This is a genomic window from Streptococcus oralis, assembly GCF_026782235.1.
Classification (GTDB): domain Bacteria; phylum Bacillota; class Bacilli; order Lactobacillales; family Streptococcaceae; genus Streptococcus; species Streptococcus oralis_CC.
This window is the reverse complement of the sequence record NZ_JAKUWE010000002.1, coordinates 620,240-636,567: the sequence shown is the minus strand read 5'-3', so window position 1 is coordinate 636,567 and position 16,328 is coordinate 620,240. Positions and strand designations below refer to the sequence as shown.

At 40.7% G+C, this 16,328-nt stretch carries 17 protein-coding genes, 1 tRNA gene and 1 pseudogene; 2 read left to right on the top strand and 17 right to left on the bottom strand.

Annotated features, from left to right (window positions below):
- Positions 1 to 95: 95 nt before the first annotated feature.
- Both MK396_RS03530 and MK396_RS03525 read right to left on the bottom strand, forming a co-directional pair.
- Positions 96 to 476 (bottom strand): rhodanese-like domain-containing protein, encoded by a 381-nt coding sequence (locus MK396_RS03530; RefSeq protein ID WP_033629414.1) that lies wholly within the window; start codon positions 474 to 476, stop codon positions 96 to 98.
- Positions 473 to 706 carry a YqgQ family protein gene (locus MK396_RS03525; RefSeq protein WP_044135604.1) on the bottom strand — a complete coding sequence of 78 codons (234 nt, stop codon included), beginning with the start codon at positions 704 to 706 and terminating at the stop codon, positions 473 to 475. The genes MK396_RS03530 and MK396_RS03525 overlap by 4 nt, the downstream gene beginning before the upstream one ends.
- Positions 707 to 808: 102 nt before the next feature.
- Between MK396_RS03525 and MK396_RS03520 the strand changes: the two genes are divergently transcribed.
- Both MK396_RS03520 and MK396_RS03515 read left to right on the top strand, forming a co-directional pair.
- Positions 809 to 1,717 carry a LysR family transcriptional regulator gene (locus MK396_RS03520; protein WP_033629413.1) on the top strand — a complete coding sequence of 303 codons (909 nt, stop codon included), beginning with the start codon at positions 809 to 811 and terminating at the stop codon, positions 1,715 to 1,717.
- Between the two features lie 57 nt (positions 1,718 to 1,774).
- Complete coding sequence (locus MK396_RS03515; RefSeq protein ID WP_268723672.1) at positions 1,775 to 3,574, top strand: N-acetylmuramoyl-L-alanine amidase; 1,800 nt, start codon at positions 1,775 to 1,777, stop codon at positions 3,572 to 3,574.
- 28 nt (positions 3,575 to 3,602) lie between these two features.
- On the opposite strand, the gene MK396_RS03510 is transcribed toward MK396_RS03515, so the two are convergent.
- The 15 genes and pseudogenes from MK396_RS03510 to MK396_RS03445 all read right to left on the bottom strand — a co-directional run bounded on the left by MK396_RS03510 (position 3,603) and on the right by MK396_RS03445 (position 16,255).
- Positions 3,603 to 3,920, bottom strand: coding sequence for a hypothetical protein (locus MK396_RS03510; RefSeq protein ID WP_268723671.1), 318 nt, complete (start codon positions 3,918 to 3,920; stop codon positions 3,603 to 3,605).
- 192 nt (positions 3,921 to 4,112) lie between these two features.
- A tRNA-Thr gene (locus MK396_RS03505) sits at positions 4,113 to 4,185 on the bottom strand.
- Positions 4,186 to 4,234: 49 nt separating this feature from the next.
- Positions 4,235 to 4,307 (bottom strand): annotated as a pseudogene (locus MK396_RS10005) (GNAT family N-acetyltransferase); the annotation flags it as partial.
- Entirely contained in the window at positions 4,303 to 5,088 is a 786-nt protein-coding gene (locus MK396_RS03500) for an ABC transporter permease (protein WP_268723670.1), read from the bottom strand. The gene MK396_RS03500 and the pseudogene MK396_RS10005, both read right to left, overlap by 5 nt.
- A 1-nt stretch (position 5,089) precedes the next feature.
- Entirely contained in the window at positions 5,090 to 5,908 is an 819-nt protein-coding gene (locus MK396_RS03495; RefSeq protein ID WP_268723669.1) for an ABC transporter permease, read from the bottom strand.
- A 1-nt stretch (position 5,909) separates the two neighbouring features.
- Positions 5,910 to 6,902, bottom strand: coding sequence for an ABC transporter ATP-binding protein (locus MK396_RS03490; protein WP_268723668.1), 993 nt, complete (start codon positions 6,900 to 6,902; stop codon positions 5,910 to 5,912).
- A 317-nt stretch (positions 6,903 to 7,219) separates the two neighbouring features.
- The gene (locus MK396_RS03485) at positions 7,220 to 7,765 is read right to left on the bottom strand and encodes a histidine phosphatase family protein (protein WP_268723667.1); all 546 of its coding nucleotides are present in this window, start codon (positions 7,763 to 7,765) and stop codon (positions 7,220 to 7,222) included.
- Between the two features lie 57 nt (positions 7,766 to 7,822).
- Positions 7,823 to 8,755, bottom strand: a complete 933-nt coding sequence (locus tag MK396_RS03480) for an alpha/beta hydrolase (RefSeq protein WP_268723681.1) — start codon at positions 8,753 to 8,755, stop codon at positions 7,823 to 7,825.
- Positions 8,756 to 8,882: 127 nt separating this feature from the next.
- Complete coding sequence (locus MK396_RS03475; protein ID WP_001019007.1) at positions 8,883 to 9,764, bottom strand: class II fructose-bisphosphate aldolase; 882 nt, start codon at positions 9,762 to 9,764, stop codon at positions 8,883 to 8,885.
- A 139-nt stretch (positions 9,765 to 9,903) separates the two neighbouring features.
- The gene (gene vncS / locus MK396_RS03470; RefSeq protein WP_268723666.1) at positions 9,904 to 11,232 is read right to left on the bottom strand and encodes a sensor histidine kinase VncS; all 1,329 of its coding nucleotides are present in this window, start codon (positions 11,230 to 11,232) and stop codon (positions 9,904 to 9,906) included.
- Positions 11,229 to 11,885, bottom strand: coding sequence for a response regulator transcription factor VncR (vncR, locus tag MK396_RS03465; protein WP_268723665.1), 657 nt, complete (start codon positions 11,883 to 11,885; stop codon positions 11,229 to 11,231). Before vncR ends, vncS begins: the two co-directional genes overlap by 4 nt.
- Before the next feature lie 142 nt (positions 11,886 to 12,027).
- A complete protein-coding gene (gene vex3 / locus MK396_RS03460; RefSeq protein ID WP_042902562.1) occupies positions 12,028 to 13,407 on the bottom strand; it encodes an ABC transporter permease subunit Vex3 in 1,380 nt (459 codons plus the stop codon).
- Between the two features lie 50 nt (positions 13,408 to 13,457).
- Positions 13,458 to 14,105, bottom strand: coding sequence for an ABC transporter ATP-binding subunit Vex2 (gene vex2 / locus MK396_RS03455; protein WP_000173738.1), 648 nt, complete (start codon positions 14,103 to 14,105; stop codon positions 13,458 to 13,460).
- Positions 14,106 to 14,231: 126 nt separating this feature from the next.
- Complete coding sequence (locus MK396_RS03450; protein ID WP_268723664.1) at positions 14,232 to 15,509, bottom strand: ABC transporter permease; 1,278 nt, start codon at positions 15,507 to 15,509, stop codon at positions 14,232 to 14,234.
- A 134-nt stretch (positions 15,510 to 15,643) separates the two neighbouring features.
- A complete protein-coding gene (locus MK396_RS03445; RefSeq protein ID WP_268723663.1) occupies positions 15,644 to 16,255 on the bottom strand; it encodes a CPBP family intramembrane glutamic endopeptidase in 612 nt (203 codons plus the stop codon).
- Between the last annotated feature and the right edge of the window lie 73 nt (positions 16,256 to 16,328).

Below are 16,328 nucleotides of genomic sequence, written 5' to 3'. Positions count from 1 at the left end.
TAGTTGATGTAAACTGGTATATAGTTCCCTTAATATAAATGATGATACCATAAAATGCAAGCTTTATCACTCATTCGACAGTTTTTAACAGAACCTTAGCTAGTCTTGACCTTCCCGTTCCAAGAATCCAATCCATAAGAAAGGATATAAATCTCAGAGAAGCCTTGTTTTTTCAGATAAAGTGCTGCATTGGTCACTCGTTGTCCGCGTTGGTTTTCGTAGAGAAGGACAGGTTTATCCTTGCGAAGGGCTGCAAGGCTTGACTTCAACTGATTTGAAGGAATATTGCGAGCTCCGAGGATATGTTTTCTGTGAAATTCTGCTGGTTCACGGACATCAATCAACTGCCCTTTTCGAATCAAGGCTTCAAATTCTGCATTATCCACAATCTTAGCCGCACGACGAATACGAAGGTAGTTATAACCCATCCATGCCGCCATCGCTAGTACGATTCCCCACAAAACCCAAATTGTCATAAGTTCTTATCTCCATTTTTCTCTATGTAGTCTAATTCTATCTTGTGCTCTCTACGAAGAACAGCTTCCGCCTCTAGATAGTCTAGCTTGTCCATCAGACCTGCATCATAGATCCGAGAGAGTTCGAGCTTCATCAGTTCAATATCATACAAGCGCTTCCCCATGTAAACAATAATGCCAAACTGTTTGAGAAATTGCTGCACATCATAGAATGTTTTCATAGCTTCCATTTTAGCAGATTCTAGACTTTTTTTCAATACTGGACCGGCTCTTTCCCCCTATTTTCTTCGTCTTCATTGCCCATTCTTCCGCAAGTATGGTACAATAAAAACATGAGAATTCAACAACTACACTATATTATCAAAATCGTCGAAACTGGCTCTATGAATGAGGCAGCCAAGCAACTCTTTATCACTCAACCCAGTCTCTCTAATGCCGTTCGAGACTTGGAAAATGAAATGGGTATTGAAATCTTTATCCGCAATCCCAAGGGCATTACCTTAACCCGTGATGGGATGGAGTTTCTCTCCTATGCCCGTCAGGTCGTTGAGCAAACGCAGCTTCTGGAGGAACGCTATAAAAATCCTATCGCCCACCGCGAACTTTTCAGCGTTTCCTCTCAGCACTATGCCTTTGTAGTCAATGCCTTTGTCTCTCTGCTCAAGAAAAGTGATATGGAGAAATACGAGCTCTTCCTTCGTGAAACTCGGACTTGGGAGATTATCGATGACGTCAAGAACTTCCGTAGCGAGGTCGGTGTCCTCTTTTTAAACAGCTACAACCGTGACGTTTTAACGAAAATGCTGGATGACAACCACCTGCTGGCTCACCATCTCTTTACTGCGCAACCACATATCTTCGTCAGCAAGACCAACCCTCTAGCTAAAAAAGATAAGGTCAAACTGGCTGATTTGGAAGACTTTCCTTATCTGAGTTATGACCAGGGGACGCACAACTCCTTCTACTTTTCAGAAGAGATCCTTTCACAAGAGCACCACAAGAAATCCATCGTGGTCAGTGACCGTGCCACTCTCTTTAATCTCTTGATTGGTTTGGATGGTTACACCATTGCGACAGGGATTTTGAATAGCAACCTCAACGGAGACAATATCGTTTCTATTCCACTGGACATTGACGACCCGATTGAACTAGTCTATATCCAGCATGAAAAAACCAGCCTATCCAAGATGGGCGAACGCTTTATCGAGTATCTACTAGAAGAAGTTCAGTTTGATAGTTGATAAACCATCAGACATATTTTATAATATTTCTTAGAAAATAATGATTGGAGAATATTGTTGAAAAAGTTTATATTGGCAAGTGCTTTTGTCCTTTCAATGGCAGGGTTGGCGCAAGCACCTATCTATGCGGAAGAAAACAATGCTAATCCTCCTGCTATCACCGAACAAAGCAACTCTAAGGAAGATAAGAAAGATCTTTCAACTAAAACTGAAGAGGAGGTTGCAACACTTCCAAAAGAAAAGGCAAAAGAAGAAGCTCCTAAAAAGGAAGGATGGCAGGAAGAAAACAAACAGTGGCGTTTCTATGAAAACAATCAGCCTGTCCTCAAATGGAAACAAATCCAAGGCAAATGGTACTACTTCGATCAAGATGGTAATCGTCTTCATTCTACTATCTACAAAGGCTATGCCTTTGACCAAGATGGGGTTATGGTAGAAAATAGCTGGACCAATTTGGACAACCAATGGTATTATGCTGATTCCTCTGGACGACTAGCTCTGAACACTTGGAAAAAAATCAATGATTCTTGGTACTATTTTGACCAAACTGGAAGTATGCTCAGCAACACTGCCGTTGACGGCTATCTGCTCACAAAAAGCGGAGCTATGGCAGAAAAGGGCTGGACTAAATTAGACCAAAATTGGTATTATGTCACACCATCTAGCAGAATCTCGCAAGACAAGTGGGAGAAAATCAACGGTTCTTGGTACTACTTTGATAAAAACGGCGTGATGCTCAGCCAGACAACAATTGGTGCCTACCTGCTTGACAGTAGCGGAGCCATGGCAGAAAACTCTTGGGTGAGAATCAATGAAAATTGGTATTACGCTAATGCATATGGGAAATATAGCCAAGACAAATGGGAGAAAATCAATGGTTCTTGGTATGCTTTTGAACAAAATGGAGTCATGCTTTCCAATAAATGGAAAGGAAGCTACTACCTCAAAGCCAGTGGAGCCATGGCAGAAAAAGAGTGGATCTTTGATAAATCCTACAATAGCTGGTTCTATCTAAAAGCGGATGGCCGTTATGCAAATCAGGAGTGGATTGGAGCATACTACCTCAAGTCTGGCGGTTATATGGCCAAGAATGAGTGGATTTACGACGACTATTACAAGGCTCGTTACTATCTGGACGATAGTGGACATTATGTTTCAGGAACTTACAAGATAGACGGCAAGGAACACTTGTTCCAAAAATACGGCCAATGGATTTCTGAAGTTTCAACTGAAGGTGGATTTACAAAAGGTCAATACAGCAATACTATCTTCCTAGATCCTGGGCATGGTGGTCAAGATTCAGGTGCCTTTTACTACAATGTAGCTGAAAAAGATCTCAACATGCAGATTTACCGTAAGCTTCGTACTAAGTTAGAAGAACTGGGCTACAAGGTCCTCACCTCTCGTGATAGCGATATTGACGTTGACTTTGTTACCGAACGTTCTCGTATGGTTAATAAAACCAACTCTGACATCTTTATCAGTATTCACTTCAATGCAACTGGTAGCGCATACTCAAAAGCGAGCGGTATTCAAACCTACTCCTATAGAGATGAACCTGATTATCCAAGTAAGATTAATCAATACTGGCACAACCACCCTGATCGTATGAGTGAAAGCAAACGCCTCGCTGCTGCTATCCACTCCTCTCTTCTAGCAGAAACAGGAGCTAAGGATGCTGGCTTATTGGAAAGCAGCTTTGCCGTACTACGCGAAACAGCAAAGCCAGCGGTTCTCCTAGAGCTTGGTTATATGGATAATTTCACCGAAAACCAACAAATCAGAGATAGCTACTACCAAGATAAACTGGTCGCAGGTATTGTGAAAGGGATCCAAAAATATTACGCTGGTCAGTAAAAAAAGTCTCGAGAAATCTCGAGACTTTTTATTTGCCTTCTTTTTTATCTTTATCAGGAAAGAGGTAACCAAGTCCTACACAAGCTAGCACACCAGCAGCAATTACCAAACCACTTGAAATTGGCAACAGATCAAAAATAGCATTTGCAATGATAAAAGCAATGATCAAGCACATGAGACTGGCCTTGTAGTCTTTTTTCAAAAAGTTCTCTAGCGTGAAATAGAGGAACAATCCTACCGGAATGAGTGACCAGAGATTGATATCCAAACTTGGCCAACCAACAGAACCGAAATACAATACTAGCGCTGCTGCTACTAAAAATACAAGTCCCAATAATTTTTTCATTTTTTGTCTCCATTTTCTTTTTTGAGAACTTGAGTTGTCTGACACCAACTCTTCACGCCCCTTACAAAAATCATTATAGCAGAGGGCTTCCCCCAGAACAAGTCCTTTTGCCTATCTGGTCTCTATCTCAGTCTAAGTGGTTGAATATTATCGACAACAAAAAAAAGAAGCCTTAATTGGGCTTCTTGATTCTGCCGATTGCAGGGATCGAACCTGTGACCTACGCGTTACGAGTGCGTTGCTCTACCAACTGAGCTAAATCGGCAACTACCTTCATAGTATAGCACTCTGAGAACGATTGTCAAGGGAAAATTTCACAATTTCTTAACCCAAATCAAGCAAGGATTGCTTTTATCCCAAAAGTTCAGGAAAGATTTCTAACTTACGAACCCGCACTTTCATAGGCGTCCAAACCCCTGTCCCATAGTTTCAAAGAAATGATAAAGAAGACAAGGGAAATCAGAATCAAACCACCGATATTAAAGAAGACATCCTTATCCTGCAAGAAATAGCTGGCAGGATAGTAGGCTGTAAAGGCAAAGGGGATGATAAAGCTAATCAACCAACGAAGAAGCGAATTGTAAATAGAAATCGGGTACTTGGCAAAGTCATTAAACATATAAAAAATGTAAATCATGGCTCCTGACTGCTTGGTCCAAAAAGCGATACTGGCAGTCGCGATTTTCAAGGAAGTATAAATCAAAGTCGCAAAGGGAATACAGACTAGGAAAAGCAGGAATTTTGGAAGAGTCCAAGCAATGCTTGATACTGTTGTCCCTAGTAAAATTCCACCGACCAATAGTTCGCCCAGGGCATCAATCTGAAAGGTCTCAACGAGGATATGGAAGAGCGGATTGATGGGACGCGTTAGATACTTGTCAAACTCCCCTTTTCGGACTAGTCGTTGACCTAAAGCCCAGAGATTATCAAAAAAGAGGTGGTCCAATCCCTTGGGAATCAAAGAAAATCCATAGATAAAGGCAATCTCTTGAAAGCTCCAACCTTCTAGCGAGGGGATGTGTTGAAAGAGCACATTGAGAAACAAGAGGTTCAAGCCTTGGGTCAGGAAAACACCTAACACACCAACCACAAAATCAACCTTGTACTCCATGATTTGTTTGATGTATTGTCTGATAAAAATCAGATGCATGCGTTGATATTTTTTCATACTAACCTCCCTGAATGGTGATAAATGACTGGACCCGTTTCCAAATCAACTGAGACAAGCCTACCATCACTATGAGCCAGAAGAACTGTAGCAAAAGCGCCTGAAGAATCTGACTAGCATCGTATTTCCCAACAATGATCATGACCGGAGTGTAGATCAAGGATGAAAAAGGCAAGAAGGAGAGAATATCTGCAACAATCTTTGGAAAGAAAGCCAAGGGAATTAAACTTCCAGACATAAAGGCCACTATGGAAGTCTTGAGTAGATTGGAACCCCATAGATTCTTAAACACAAAGGCTGAAAATCCAAAGCAGATATTAAAGAAAAAGTTAATCAGATAAGCCAGAGTTAAGCTAAAAAGATAAAGGACAGTTAATCCCAGCACTTCTACTATCCCTTGCCCAGATAAGATTTTCATCAAGACAATCACACTCAAGAAAGGAAGTCCGACACTGACAAAAATCAACCACTTAGAACCAAGCTCGGTGAAGAGGTAAGAGGCCGCAAAATGCACTGGTCGCAGCAAGCGCATGATAATGGAACCATCCTTGACCTCCTCCCCAATCATAAAGGAGCTATCTGACCTAGTCAGAAGATTGGTCACAAAACTCATGATGATGTAGAGGGTGATATCTGCCATACTGAAGCCTTGAATCAAAGACTCCTGCGAGGAATCAAAGACCGCCTTCCAGAGATAGAAAGCGACAAAAGCCCCCATAACATCCCCAATCCGATAGAGAAGAAAGTTGACTCGATAGGTAATCAACTCCTGAATCCCCGCATTGATAAAGGGTTTATAACGTTTCCACAATTTGACCATCTTAAAGCTCCTTTCGGTAGAAGCGACGGATAATATCCTCAATATCCGTATCCACCATTTTCAAATCACGGATTTCAAAATCAGACAGGGTTTGCTTGATAATATCAGCTGATTGGTAGCGAGAACTATCGAATTCAATGTTGAGACTATTCCCTTGTCTATCAATTGTCATATCCGAAAAGCCTTCATAGTGAGAGACGAGATGACTTTGACCTGGTACCAGTTCAAAAGAAAGAGTCTTCATCTTGCCAAAGGTCTCCTTGAGTTGGTTCACCGTTCCATCAAAAATCTCTTGTCCCTTGTCAATCATAAAAATCCGATCACAAAGTTGCTCAATGTCGCTCAGGTCGTGAGTGGTTAAGAGAATGGTTGTTTCTTCCTCTTGATTGATCTGAGTAATGGCCCGACGAATATTATCCTTGACCGAAACGTCCAAACCAATAGTCGGCTCATCTAAAAAGAGAACCTTAGGATTGTGGAGCAAGGAAGCCGCAATATCCGCCCGCATTCGTTGACCCAGTGAAAGAGTCCGCACGGGGTCTTTGATAAAGTCCTTCAAATCCAAGACTTCATTCAAAAAGTCCATGCGCTTATGGAAGAGCGAGTCTGGCACATCGTAAATTTCTTTTAGGACCGTATAGGTCTCTTGCAGGGCCAGATCCCACCATAGCTGGGTGCGTTGTCCAAAGACAACCCCAATATCCTTGACATAATCTTGACGATTGTCCTGAGGAATCTTGCCATTGATCCGACAATAACCAGATGTCGGCTTTAAAATCCCTGTCAACATTTTGATGGTTGTCGACTTCCCAGCACCATTGGCCCCGATAAATCCTAAAATCTGCCCCTTGGGAACCTCGAAGGTCAAATCCTTTACCGCTTCAAAGATCTGCTTTTCAGGATGAATAAAGGAGCGCAAAGCTCCTTTCAAACCAGGTTCCTTCACTGTCTTCACAAAATTTTTCTGAAGATGTTCCACTTCTATCATTGCCATAAATCTCTCCCTATAGCAAGGAATAGCAACATTGTATTTTTAACTACAAATATTCTAAATCCTTACCTTCTACAACTTCTACATTTTATTCTTACAGAAGGCTTTATACCAACCTATTATAGTCCAATAAAAAAAGGAATGCAAGCGTTTGCCTGCAGATTATGAAATTAGAGATTTCACTCTTAAAATAATACTTTTAATACAAACTTCTGGTTTAATAGTTTCTTTAAAACACAAAAAACCTGCCCATTGGGCAGGCTACGAATTATAAAAAGCAAACTATTTTGACCTATATGATTCACTATTTAATCAAAGAACTAATCTTTCATAATTCTTTTCACAATCCCATTTCTATCAATTAGAAAACAATCTGGAAAGGTCATCTGCTCCCATTTTTCATAATCAAAACTGGAATCAAAGTGATGTAGTAGTATTCCTATCAAATTCCCGTGTGAACTAAGTAAAATCGTTTTTTCTGAGTATCTCTCTTCCAATTCCATTAAAAAATTTAGCACTCTAGCTAGTGCATCTTGATTTGATTCCCCTTCTGAAAGAGATTCACTAGGATTTTGCCATAAATATTTAATACTGTCTTCAAACTCAGAATCTTTTATAAAGGTTGAAGATAATTTTCTCTCTCGTAACCGATTATCAAGAACTATTTTATCAAATTGAATTGGCGAGCTATTAATCGTTTCAAATGCTCGTTTATAAGGACTAGAAAAATAATGATCAATATTAAAAGAATTCAAAAACTCTAACTGGTCAAGAGATGAAAATCCTTTTTCTGACAAAGTTCTATTAAAATCATCACTTGAAAATTTTGAATAAGCATGTCTAAGTAAAATATAAGAATTATTCATAAGTCATTACCTTTCAATTATTGTCATCAGTCTAAAATTAAAATGATCTCTAAACCATCAATTACTCTTTAAAAAATCTTCAATCTGAGAAACTATTTCATAACTTTTATAATGATAGAGGTCATGAGGCGCATCCATATAGACGACTTGAACATTAGACTGGTCACTTGCAAATCTCTCTGCATAACGTTGCCACTCAAATTGGCTAAAGCTAGTACCATCACCATTAGAAACCAATAGTAAGGCCGGAATTTTCGGATTAATGTTTGAGGGAATTTTCTTGGCATTTTCCTTTACCGTTTGGGATTCATGAAGCATGGCTTGTGACATCAACTGCTTATAAGCTAGAAGTTTATATTGTTTTCGTTCACTCTCTATCAGAGTTTGATTTTTTATATAAAAGGACTCAGGGAAATAACGTAATAAACCAATCTTGCTGCTCCAATATGCCACAGTGAGCAAGGTCTGATTATCCTTTAAATCCTCATAACTTGACGGCAGTGCCCAATCCAGACCAATCAAGGCTTTCACTTCATCAGGATACTTCTCTTGCCAAGCCAAACTCTCTAGACTAGCCATGGAATGAGATAGAATGATAAACGGCCCTGTGATATTTGCTTGCGAAAGAGCTTGGCGAGTCTCAGACAAAACCTCCATCACATCTCTTGAATGATTGCTATCATCACTATAACCATATCCCACCCGCTCCACGATAACTACCTTATACCGTTTCGATAAGGATTCCGATAGTTCTTTTAAATCCAATATAGGAGAAGCAATACCAGCACCTGAGAGAACTACTATAGTCTCAGGACCATCCCCCTCAACGTAAACATTTATTTGATGTCCATTGACGAGAACTTGTTGCCCCATAGGTGTTAGTGAGGCTTGTTCCTTTTCTAAACTAATACGATGAAAGATAAATGTAGCGTGTAAAAATAAAAGAATGAAACTAAGAAAGCCAAGAAACCATTTTTTCAGTTTTTTCATAGCATTATTGTACAAAAATTAGACTCTTTTAGCAATTTAAGATTGGTTCTTCTACAGTATATTGGCTATATATTCACACAAAAAAACCCACCCAATGGGCAGGTTTAATCTGTATTATTCAGCTAGATTATGCTTTACCTTCTGAACCGAATACATCGATACGTTCTTCAACAGCTTCTGTAATTGCTTCGAAACCTGGTTTCAAGAATTTACGTGGGTCAAAGAGTTTCTTCTTATCGTATTCTGCTTCGTTTGCTTCGTATTCAGCAACAAATTTACGAGTTGCGTTAGCAAATGCGATTTGGCATTCAGTGTTAACGTTAACTTTCGCAACACCAAGTTTGATAGCTGCTTGGATTTGGTCATCAGGAATACCTGAACCACCATGCAACACGATTGGGAAGCCTGGAACTGCTTCTGTCAATTTTTGCAAGTGATCAAGGTGAAGACCTTTCCAGTTTGCTGGGTAAGGACCGTGGATGTTACCGATACCAGCTGCCAAGAAGTCAATACCAGTTGCAACCATTGCTTTAGCATCTTCAATTGGAGCCAATTCGCCATCACCAATGATTCCGTCTTCTTCACCACCGATAGTACCAACTTCAGCTTCTACTGATACGCCGTTTGCATGAGCAAATTCTACAACTTTACGAGCTTTTTCAAGGTTTTCTTCAACTGGAAGGTGTGAACCGTCGAACATAACTGAAGTATAACCAACTCGGATACATTCAAGTGCATCTTCATAATGACCATGGTCAAGGTGAATAGCAACTGGTACAGTAATTCCCATTGATTCTACAAGGTTTTCGATGAGAAGTTTACATACTTTGTAACCACCCATGTATTTCGCAGCACCCATAGAAGTTTGGATCAAAACTGGAGCTTTTTTAGCTTCTGCTGCACGCAAGATAGCTTGAGTCCACTCAAGGTTGTTTGTGTTAAATCCACCAACTGCATAACCGTTGTCACGAGCTGCTTGGACAAATTTTTCTGCTGAAACGATTGCCATTTTATCAGGCCTCCTGTATATTTTTATGGGTCAACCCATTTACATTGTTCATTTTATCACTTTTTGATAAAAAAAGCTAGTTTTTCCCATACTTTAGATTGAATTTCTTCTAATCCGATCAATGTAAACCCTTTCTTTTTTAATCTTGGCTAACTCTAGGAAAGCGTATAAAGAAAGTCAAGCGATCATCCTGCCTTTCAAAACGATAAGGCAATTTCTCATGTTCTAATAAACTTTTGACCACAAAGAGTCCCATCCCTGAACCCTTGGCCTTGCGACTAGCATTTTCAGAAAAAGACTGGACCAGCTTTTCTTGTTCTTCAGGACTACAGCTATTCTCAATAAAGAGTTCCCCTTCTCTCTCGCCGATACGAACCAAGCCACCTGGAGTGGAGTGCTTGATAGCATTACTGATGAGATTCGATAGAATCAATTTCATGACAGATGGGTTTATGTAAGCCTGCTGATGGGTTAGGCTAATGTCTACCTGAAGTTCTTTCTCCTTGGCGAGTAAAGCATAATCCTTGACCAGACTTTGCGTCATCTGAAGGAGGTCAACCTCTTCTTTCTCGTCTCGCAATTCCTGAACAGAAGAAAGAGACAATATCTGGAGAACGTGGTGACTGAGGTCGTCTACAATTCCCAAGGCAACTCCCAGATAGTGGTCTCTATCCTTATAACGACCGACATTTTCTTTCATATTTTCAATCAGAATTTTCAAGCTAGCCAGAGGTGTTTTCAATTCATGAGAAGCCCCTCGTAGGAACTCAACCTTCATCTTCTCCAGCTGGAGAATAGCTTCATTCTTGTCATGCAAGTCCGCAATGACAGTCAAGAGATGCTGGTAAAGGCTATTGATTTGTTCCTTGAGATCACCTATCTCATCCTTAGAATCCACGCGCAATCGCACTTGAGCATCCAAATCCATCATCCGACGGGTCACCCGTTTGATTTCCAAAATCGGTGCAACAATGGTCCGAGCATAGATGTAGGCCACCAAGAGGGAAATCAGAAAGGATGCCAGCAAGGTATAGGGAAGAAACTGGAGACTGATCTGCTCTGCTTCTTTTTGCAAATCCATGGAAGCTAGAAACTGAAGAGTCATAGTGCTACCATCTTGCGTTTTTACCTCGCGTTCCTCAATGAAGAGTGAAGTTGTCTGGCGAGCTGTATCTAGTGGAAAATTATCCTTAACCTCTAACTTGTCCTCAGTCATCTCTCCCTTGACAGCTCCTTTGATATCACTGGTCTGGGAATACAAATCTAACACTTGCTCGATACTCTGCCTATCCTTTCCTTCTAGGGACTGGGCAATGGCTGTCGCTTTCTGACCAATGGTTTCCTGACGATGGCTCAGATAAGTTGAGGGAAAGAGAAAATAAATGGCTAAATGAAGACAAATAACCAGAACACTAAAAATCGAGAAGGTATAGATAAATATCTTTGTAAACAAACCTGTTCGTTTCATTTTCTCTCCAATTTATAACCAACATTGCGCACAGTAAGGATACAATCCAAGTCTAGCTTTTTCCGCAGTTCTTTGATATAAACATCAATGACACGGTCAAAAGGAACCTCATCTGTCACTTTCCAAACGGCATCGATTATCTGAGAACGAGTCAAGGCTCGGCCTTCATTTTTTACCAGATAGTCCAGAATTTCCAACTCTTTGGCATTGATGGCCACTTCCTCACCTGCTAGGCTTGCACTGTAGCTTTCAAAGTCCACCTTGGTATCCTTATAAGAGAAGATTCGTCCTGTATCGTAGTAGCGCTTGAAAATCGCGTCCACCCTTACTTTTAAAAGGGAGAGAGAAAAAGGCTTTTCCAGATAACCGTCTGCTAGAGAAGCAAAAGCACTCATCTTGTATTCTTCATCCTGAAAGGCGGTCAGCATCAAAATAGGAACCTGACTGGTTTTACGAATCTCAGCTAGGACTTCTAGGCCATTAAGCTTGGGCATCTGGATATCCAGCAGTACTAGAGCAACTTCATAGCTGGAAAATTTTTCCAGAGCTTCCTGACCGTCTGCTGCCTCAATGGTTTCATAACCACAATCCGTCAAATAGTCACTGATTCCCTCACGGATCATCTCTTCATCTTCTACAATTAAAATTTTCATAGAAAAAACGTTTCACATTCCTTTAAATTTCTTGTAAATCTTCTCTGTTTCATCCTGATAAGAAGAGTCCTTATCAAGACAAAACAGATAAAAATGCTACCTATATTATACCCCATTTAGGGGAGAATAGGTAGCAAGTTTTTTATTCGCTATCGAGCAAGAGCTCTTTTGGTTGTTTTCTGAGGAGATTGCTTGAGGCAAGCGCCATAACGAGAACCACTAGAACCAAGGCAAGGACAAAGACGATGATGAAGTCTGATGTCTGAATGGAAATGTCTAGGCTCGACAAGGTCTTGCTAAAGCCGTCTACTTCTGCACCACCACCAAGGTTAGAGGCTTGAGCAGCCTTGCTGGCTTGCTTGGCAACACCTGAAGTGACATTGGCAAGAACAGTATTTCCGATTGCACGAGCTGTGTAGTTGGCTAGGAAGTAGGCAGAAACGAGAGCAGGGATGGCAATCAGGATCGATTCGGTGATGAATTGCCCCAAGATACTTGCCTGCTTGAGACCGATAGAGAGGAGGATTCCCACTTCCTTGCGACGGGCGTTGATCCAAAGACTAAGCAAGAGTGCAAGGAGAAGAACTGAGAAGCTCAAGCTACCCCAGAAGAGAAGGTTGGCCATCTTGTACATACCAGAGATGGATTGCTCAAGAGCTGGGTAGTTAGAGGAGCTCTTCACAAGTGTGTAGCTCTTCCAGTTGATACCACTGATACCATTCAACTCTTTCATGACGTCATCCAAGTTCTTGTCTGCTGTTACAAAGAAGGTTGCGTCCCCATAAATAGCTGTGTCTTCTGTGTATCCATAAAGTTTTGCAGCAGTGTGAATGTCTGTGATAGCTGTATTTTCATAGAGTTCTTGTGAATAGGTTACTGCTGACTTATTGTGACCATCAAAGAGCCCCTTGATTGTCACTTCGACTGTTTCCTTGGCGCCTTTTTCGTTGTCCGCATCATAGACATTAGAGTCCAATTTGACCTTATCTCCGACTTTCCAACCGTGTTTGGCTGCCAAGTCCTTGTGCATGAGAATCTTGTCCTTGTCGTCGTTGGTTAAGTGCTCACCTTCGACTAGTTTGTAAGAGCCAGAGACAAACTTGTCTTCTTTAGAGGAGTCATTGACACCTGTAATCATCAAGCTACTTCCAAACCGTTTGGCACGGTCTGCAGTGAGATTTTTCTTGGTTTCTGGCGTTTCGATGAGGTCGTATCCAGTCAAATCTCCGATAGCGTTGATGCGTTTAACATAAGACTCGATGGCCTTATTTTCGGTGATTTTTTTGATATCCTCACCCTTGATATTCCCAGAACCACGTGGCGTCCCTTGATTGACGCGACGATTGATTTGCATGGAGAAGCTATTGGTGATATTTTTAAAGGTCTCCTGAGAAGCCTTGGCAGTAGCTCCCTTGATCGACAAGCCGACCAAACTCAAGCTCGCCATGAGGAGAATAATCAGGAAGATAACAATCGATTTGAAAAACTTCCTTGTAACATAGGCAAATGCGTTGTGTAACATAGGTTCCCTTTCTAGATTTGATTTCATAATTCTATCAAAACAAGCTCATCTTATTTTGTAGTATTGCGAGTTTCAGTTAATTTCTTATTCTTCAATTCAAGTGTAATATCTGACGCTTGTGCCACTTCTTTACTGTGGGTGACGACGATCACACATTTACCTGTTTTCTGAGCAAGTGATTTGAGCAGTTCGATAATATCTCCAGCAGTTTTAGGGTCCAGATTTCCTGTTGGCTCATCAGCTAGAATAACTGGAGCTTCTGAGACTAAACTGCGAGCGATGGCTACACGTTGCTGTTGACCACCTGATAACTGGAGAACGTTCCGCTTGATCTGACTTTCATCCAAACCAAGCTCAAGAAGTGTATCCTTGCTTGCTTTTTTGTTGACCAAGCGGATATTTTCCAGCGGAGAAAGATAATCTATCAAGTTATAATTTTGAAAGACTAGGGAAATATGGTGCATGCGATGGTAAGAATATCCCTTATTCCGAATGTCCTCTCCTTGGAAAAGGATAGAACCTTCAACAGGACTATCTAGACCAGCCAGTAGGGACAAGAGAGTGGATTTTCCTGCTCCTGACTCACCAATGATACTATAAAATTTTCCGGGTTCAAAATTATACTTGATCTGATATAAAACTGCTTCAGCAGTGTTCTTATAACGGTAGGTAACATCTTGTAATTGTAATAAAGTCATGATTTCTCCTTCTTATACTCAATGAAAATCAAAGATTAAACTAGGAAGCTAACCGCAGGTTGCTCAAAGCACAGCTTTGAGGTTGCAGATAAGACTGACACGGTTTAAAGAGATTTTCGAAGAGTATTAACTAATAGATGATAAAATTTCTTTCGGCGATTTTCTAAATAAGAATAGGAAACAAAGGGCTACTGATAAGCAACCAATCAAGAGCAGAAAGACATAGGATTCTGCAAAGGATAGGAGACTGGTTGATAGACCACTTGCTTTGGCCAGCGTGTCTTGTAAGCTTGCCTGATCTCCACTGGCTAGTACAGTTTGGAGTAGATAGGATATGATGGCGTTTCCTGCAACAAATGCTGGAAGCAAAGCTCCAAGAGATACCAAAACTACCTCTAAACAGAACTGGAGGAAGATCGAACTCTTGCTTTTTCCAAGTGCCAGAAGAATCCCCACTTCGTAGACTCTTTCTCTCAACCAGAGGGACAAGACCAAAATCAAGGCTCCAGCTCCAGCTATCAACATCCCATAAAGGAAGATGGTGAGGAAGGTTTGGAAGGTTGCAACTGAGTCTTTGATTTGTTCAAAGGCCTTGTTTTCCTTCTCGACTTGGTAGCCTTGACTTTCTAAAGCCAAGTTTTCTACCTGCTTCATGAGTCCGTCCATTTCCTTAGGATTTTCTACATAGAAGCGCGCTGCACTGACCTGCGGTTCACTATTTCCCAGAAGGGTTTGGCTGCTGTCATAGTCTGTAAAGACCTGGTTTTCACTGAAGTCAGAAGACAAGCCTGTGAATTTTTCTTGTTTCTTACCAGAAAAGATGCCGACAATCTCAAACTCTACTGTTTGCCCTTTTCCAGCTTCGGACTGACCAGCATCCAAGCGAATCTTGTCATGAAGCGAAAGACCGTTCTTCTTAGCCAACTCTTCGTGGATGAGGATTTTCTTGGAGTCCCCTTTTTGAAGGTGTCGCCCTTCTTTTAGGTTGAAAGCCGAACTGGTAAAGGTGACATCCTTGGATGAATTCTCAAGAGCCGTTAAGCTAACCAAGTTCTTGTCTGCAGCTGACAAATCATCACGTTCTACGCTCTGCTCACCACTCACCGCTTCCTTGTCTTTCAGTTTTGCGACCGTCTCAAGTTCAGGAGAGACATTTTCCAGTCCCTTAATCTTGCTCACGGATGCTAGGTCCGACAACTTGAAGGTCTGTCCATTTTCGATCTTTTTGATAGAAAATGAAGTATTGAGTGATTTGTAAAGATTGCTTTCTACTGTTTTGTTGGACTTCATCAGAGTCAAACAGGCTGAAATTCCTGCTAAAAGGACAAATAAAATCAGAAATAAAATAAAACTTCTCAGTCGTTTTCTGCTGACATAAGCCCAAGCTCTTTGGATTGGATTCATTTGTCACCTCCATGTTTATAAGACTATTATAAAATCCAAATATGAAATGTTTATGAAATCGAAAAATTTTTTTGATTTATCTTTTTGAAAAAAGCTGGTATTTCTACCAGCTCCATTTTTATAACTTTATCCACTCAAAGCAAAGAAAATGCAGAAACTAAACCAGAGAGGATGTTGGCTGTAGCGTGCATTAACCAACTTGGTAAAATTGATCCTCCTACTTTCTTTTCATTAACAAAACCAAGATAAGCTGCTATTGCCCCAGTAAAAAATATGATGAAAAAAGCGACTCCCAAACTTACTACTGAAGCAAACAATACTCCATGAAGCAATCCAAAAGTGAAGGCCTGTATGGTATTTGCAAAGACAAACGGCATGTGATTTGCCATTCGTTTGAGTAGAAAACCTCTAAATAGTAGTTCCTCTGGCAAAGATGTTTGCAAAATACTGTAAATTAGAATACTTGGTAAAGCCTTAAAGCCCATAGCTGAAAAAGCCGAAGTGGCTGTTTCTAGACTACGCGTAAGAGGAAAGATAAGGATAGAAAAAATAGTAAATAAGGAAAATCCCCCCACCATCCATAAAATCAGCTGCAAAGTTTTTGCTGTTTTGATAGCTTTTAGCCCTATCCATTCCATAAATGGGACTTTTCCCCTCACAGTCAGAAACCACCAGATAGAAGGTAGTAAAATAATAAAGAGAATTTGAATAAAGGCGCTCATTATTCGTTGAAGTTCATTAACCATCGTAATCCTCCTTTACATTTTTGAAATACTCATTTAAAATACCAAATGACTATCTAGTCCTCCTTTCCTACCT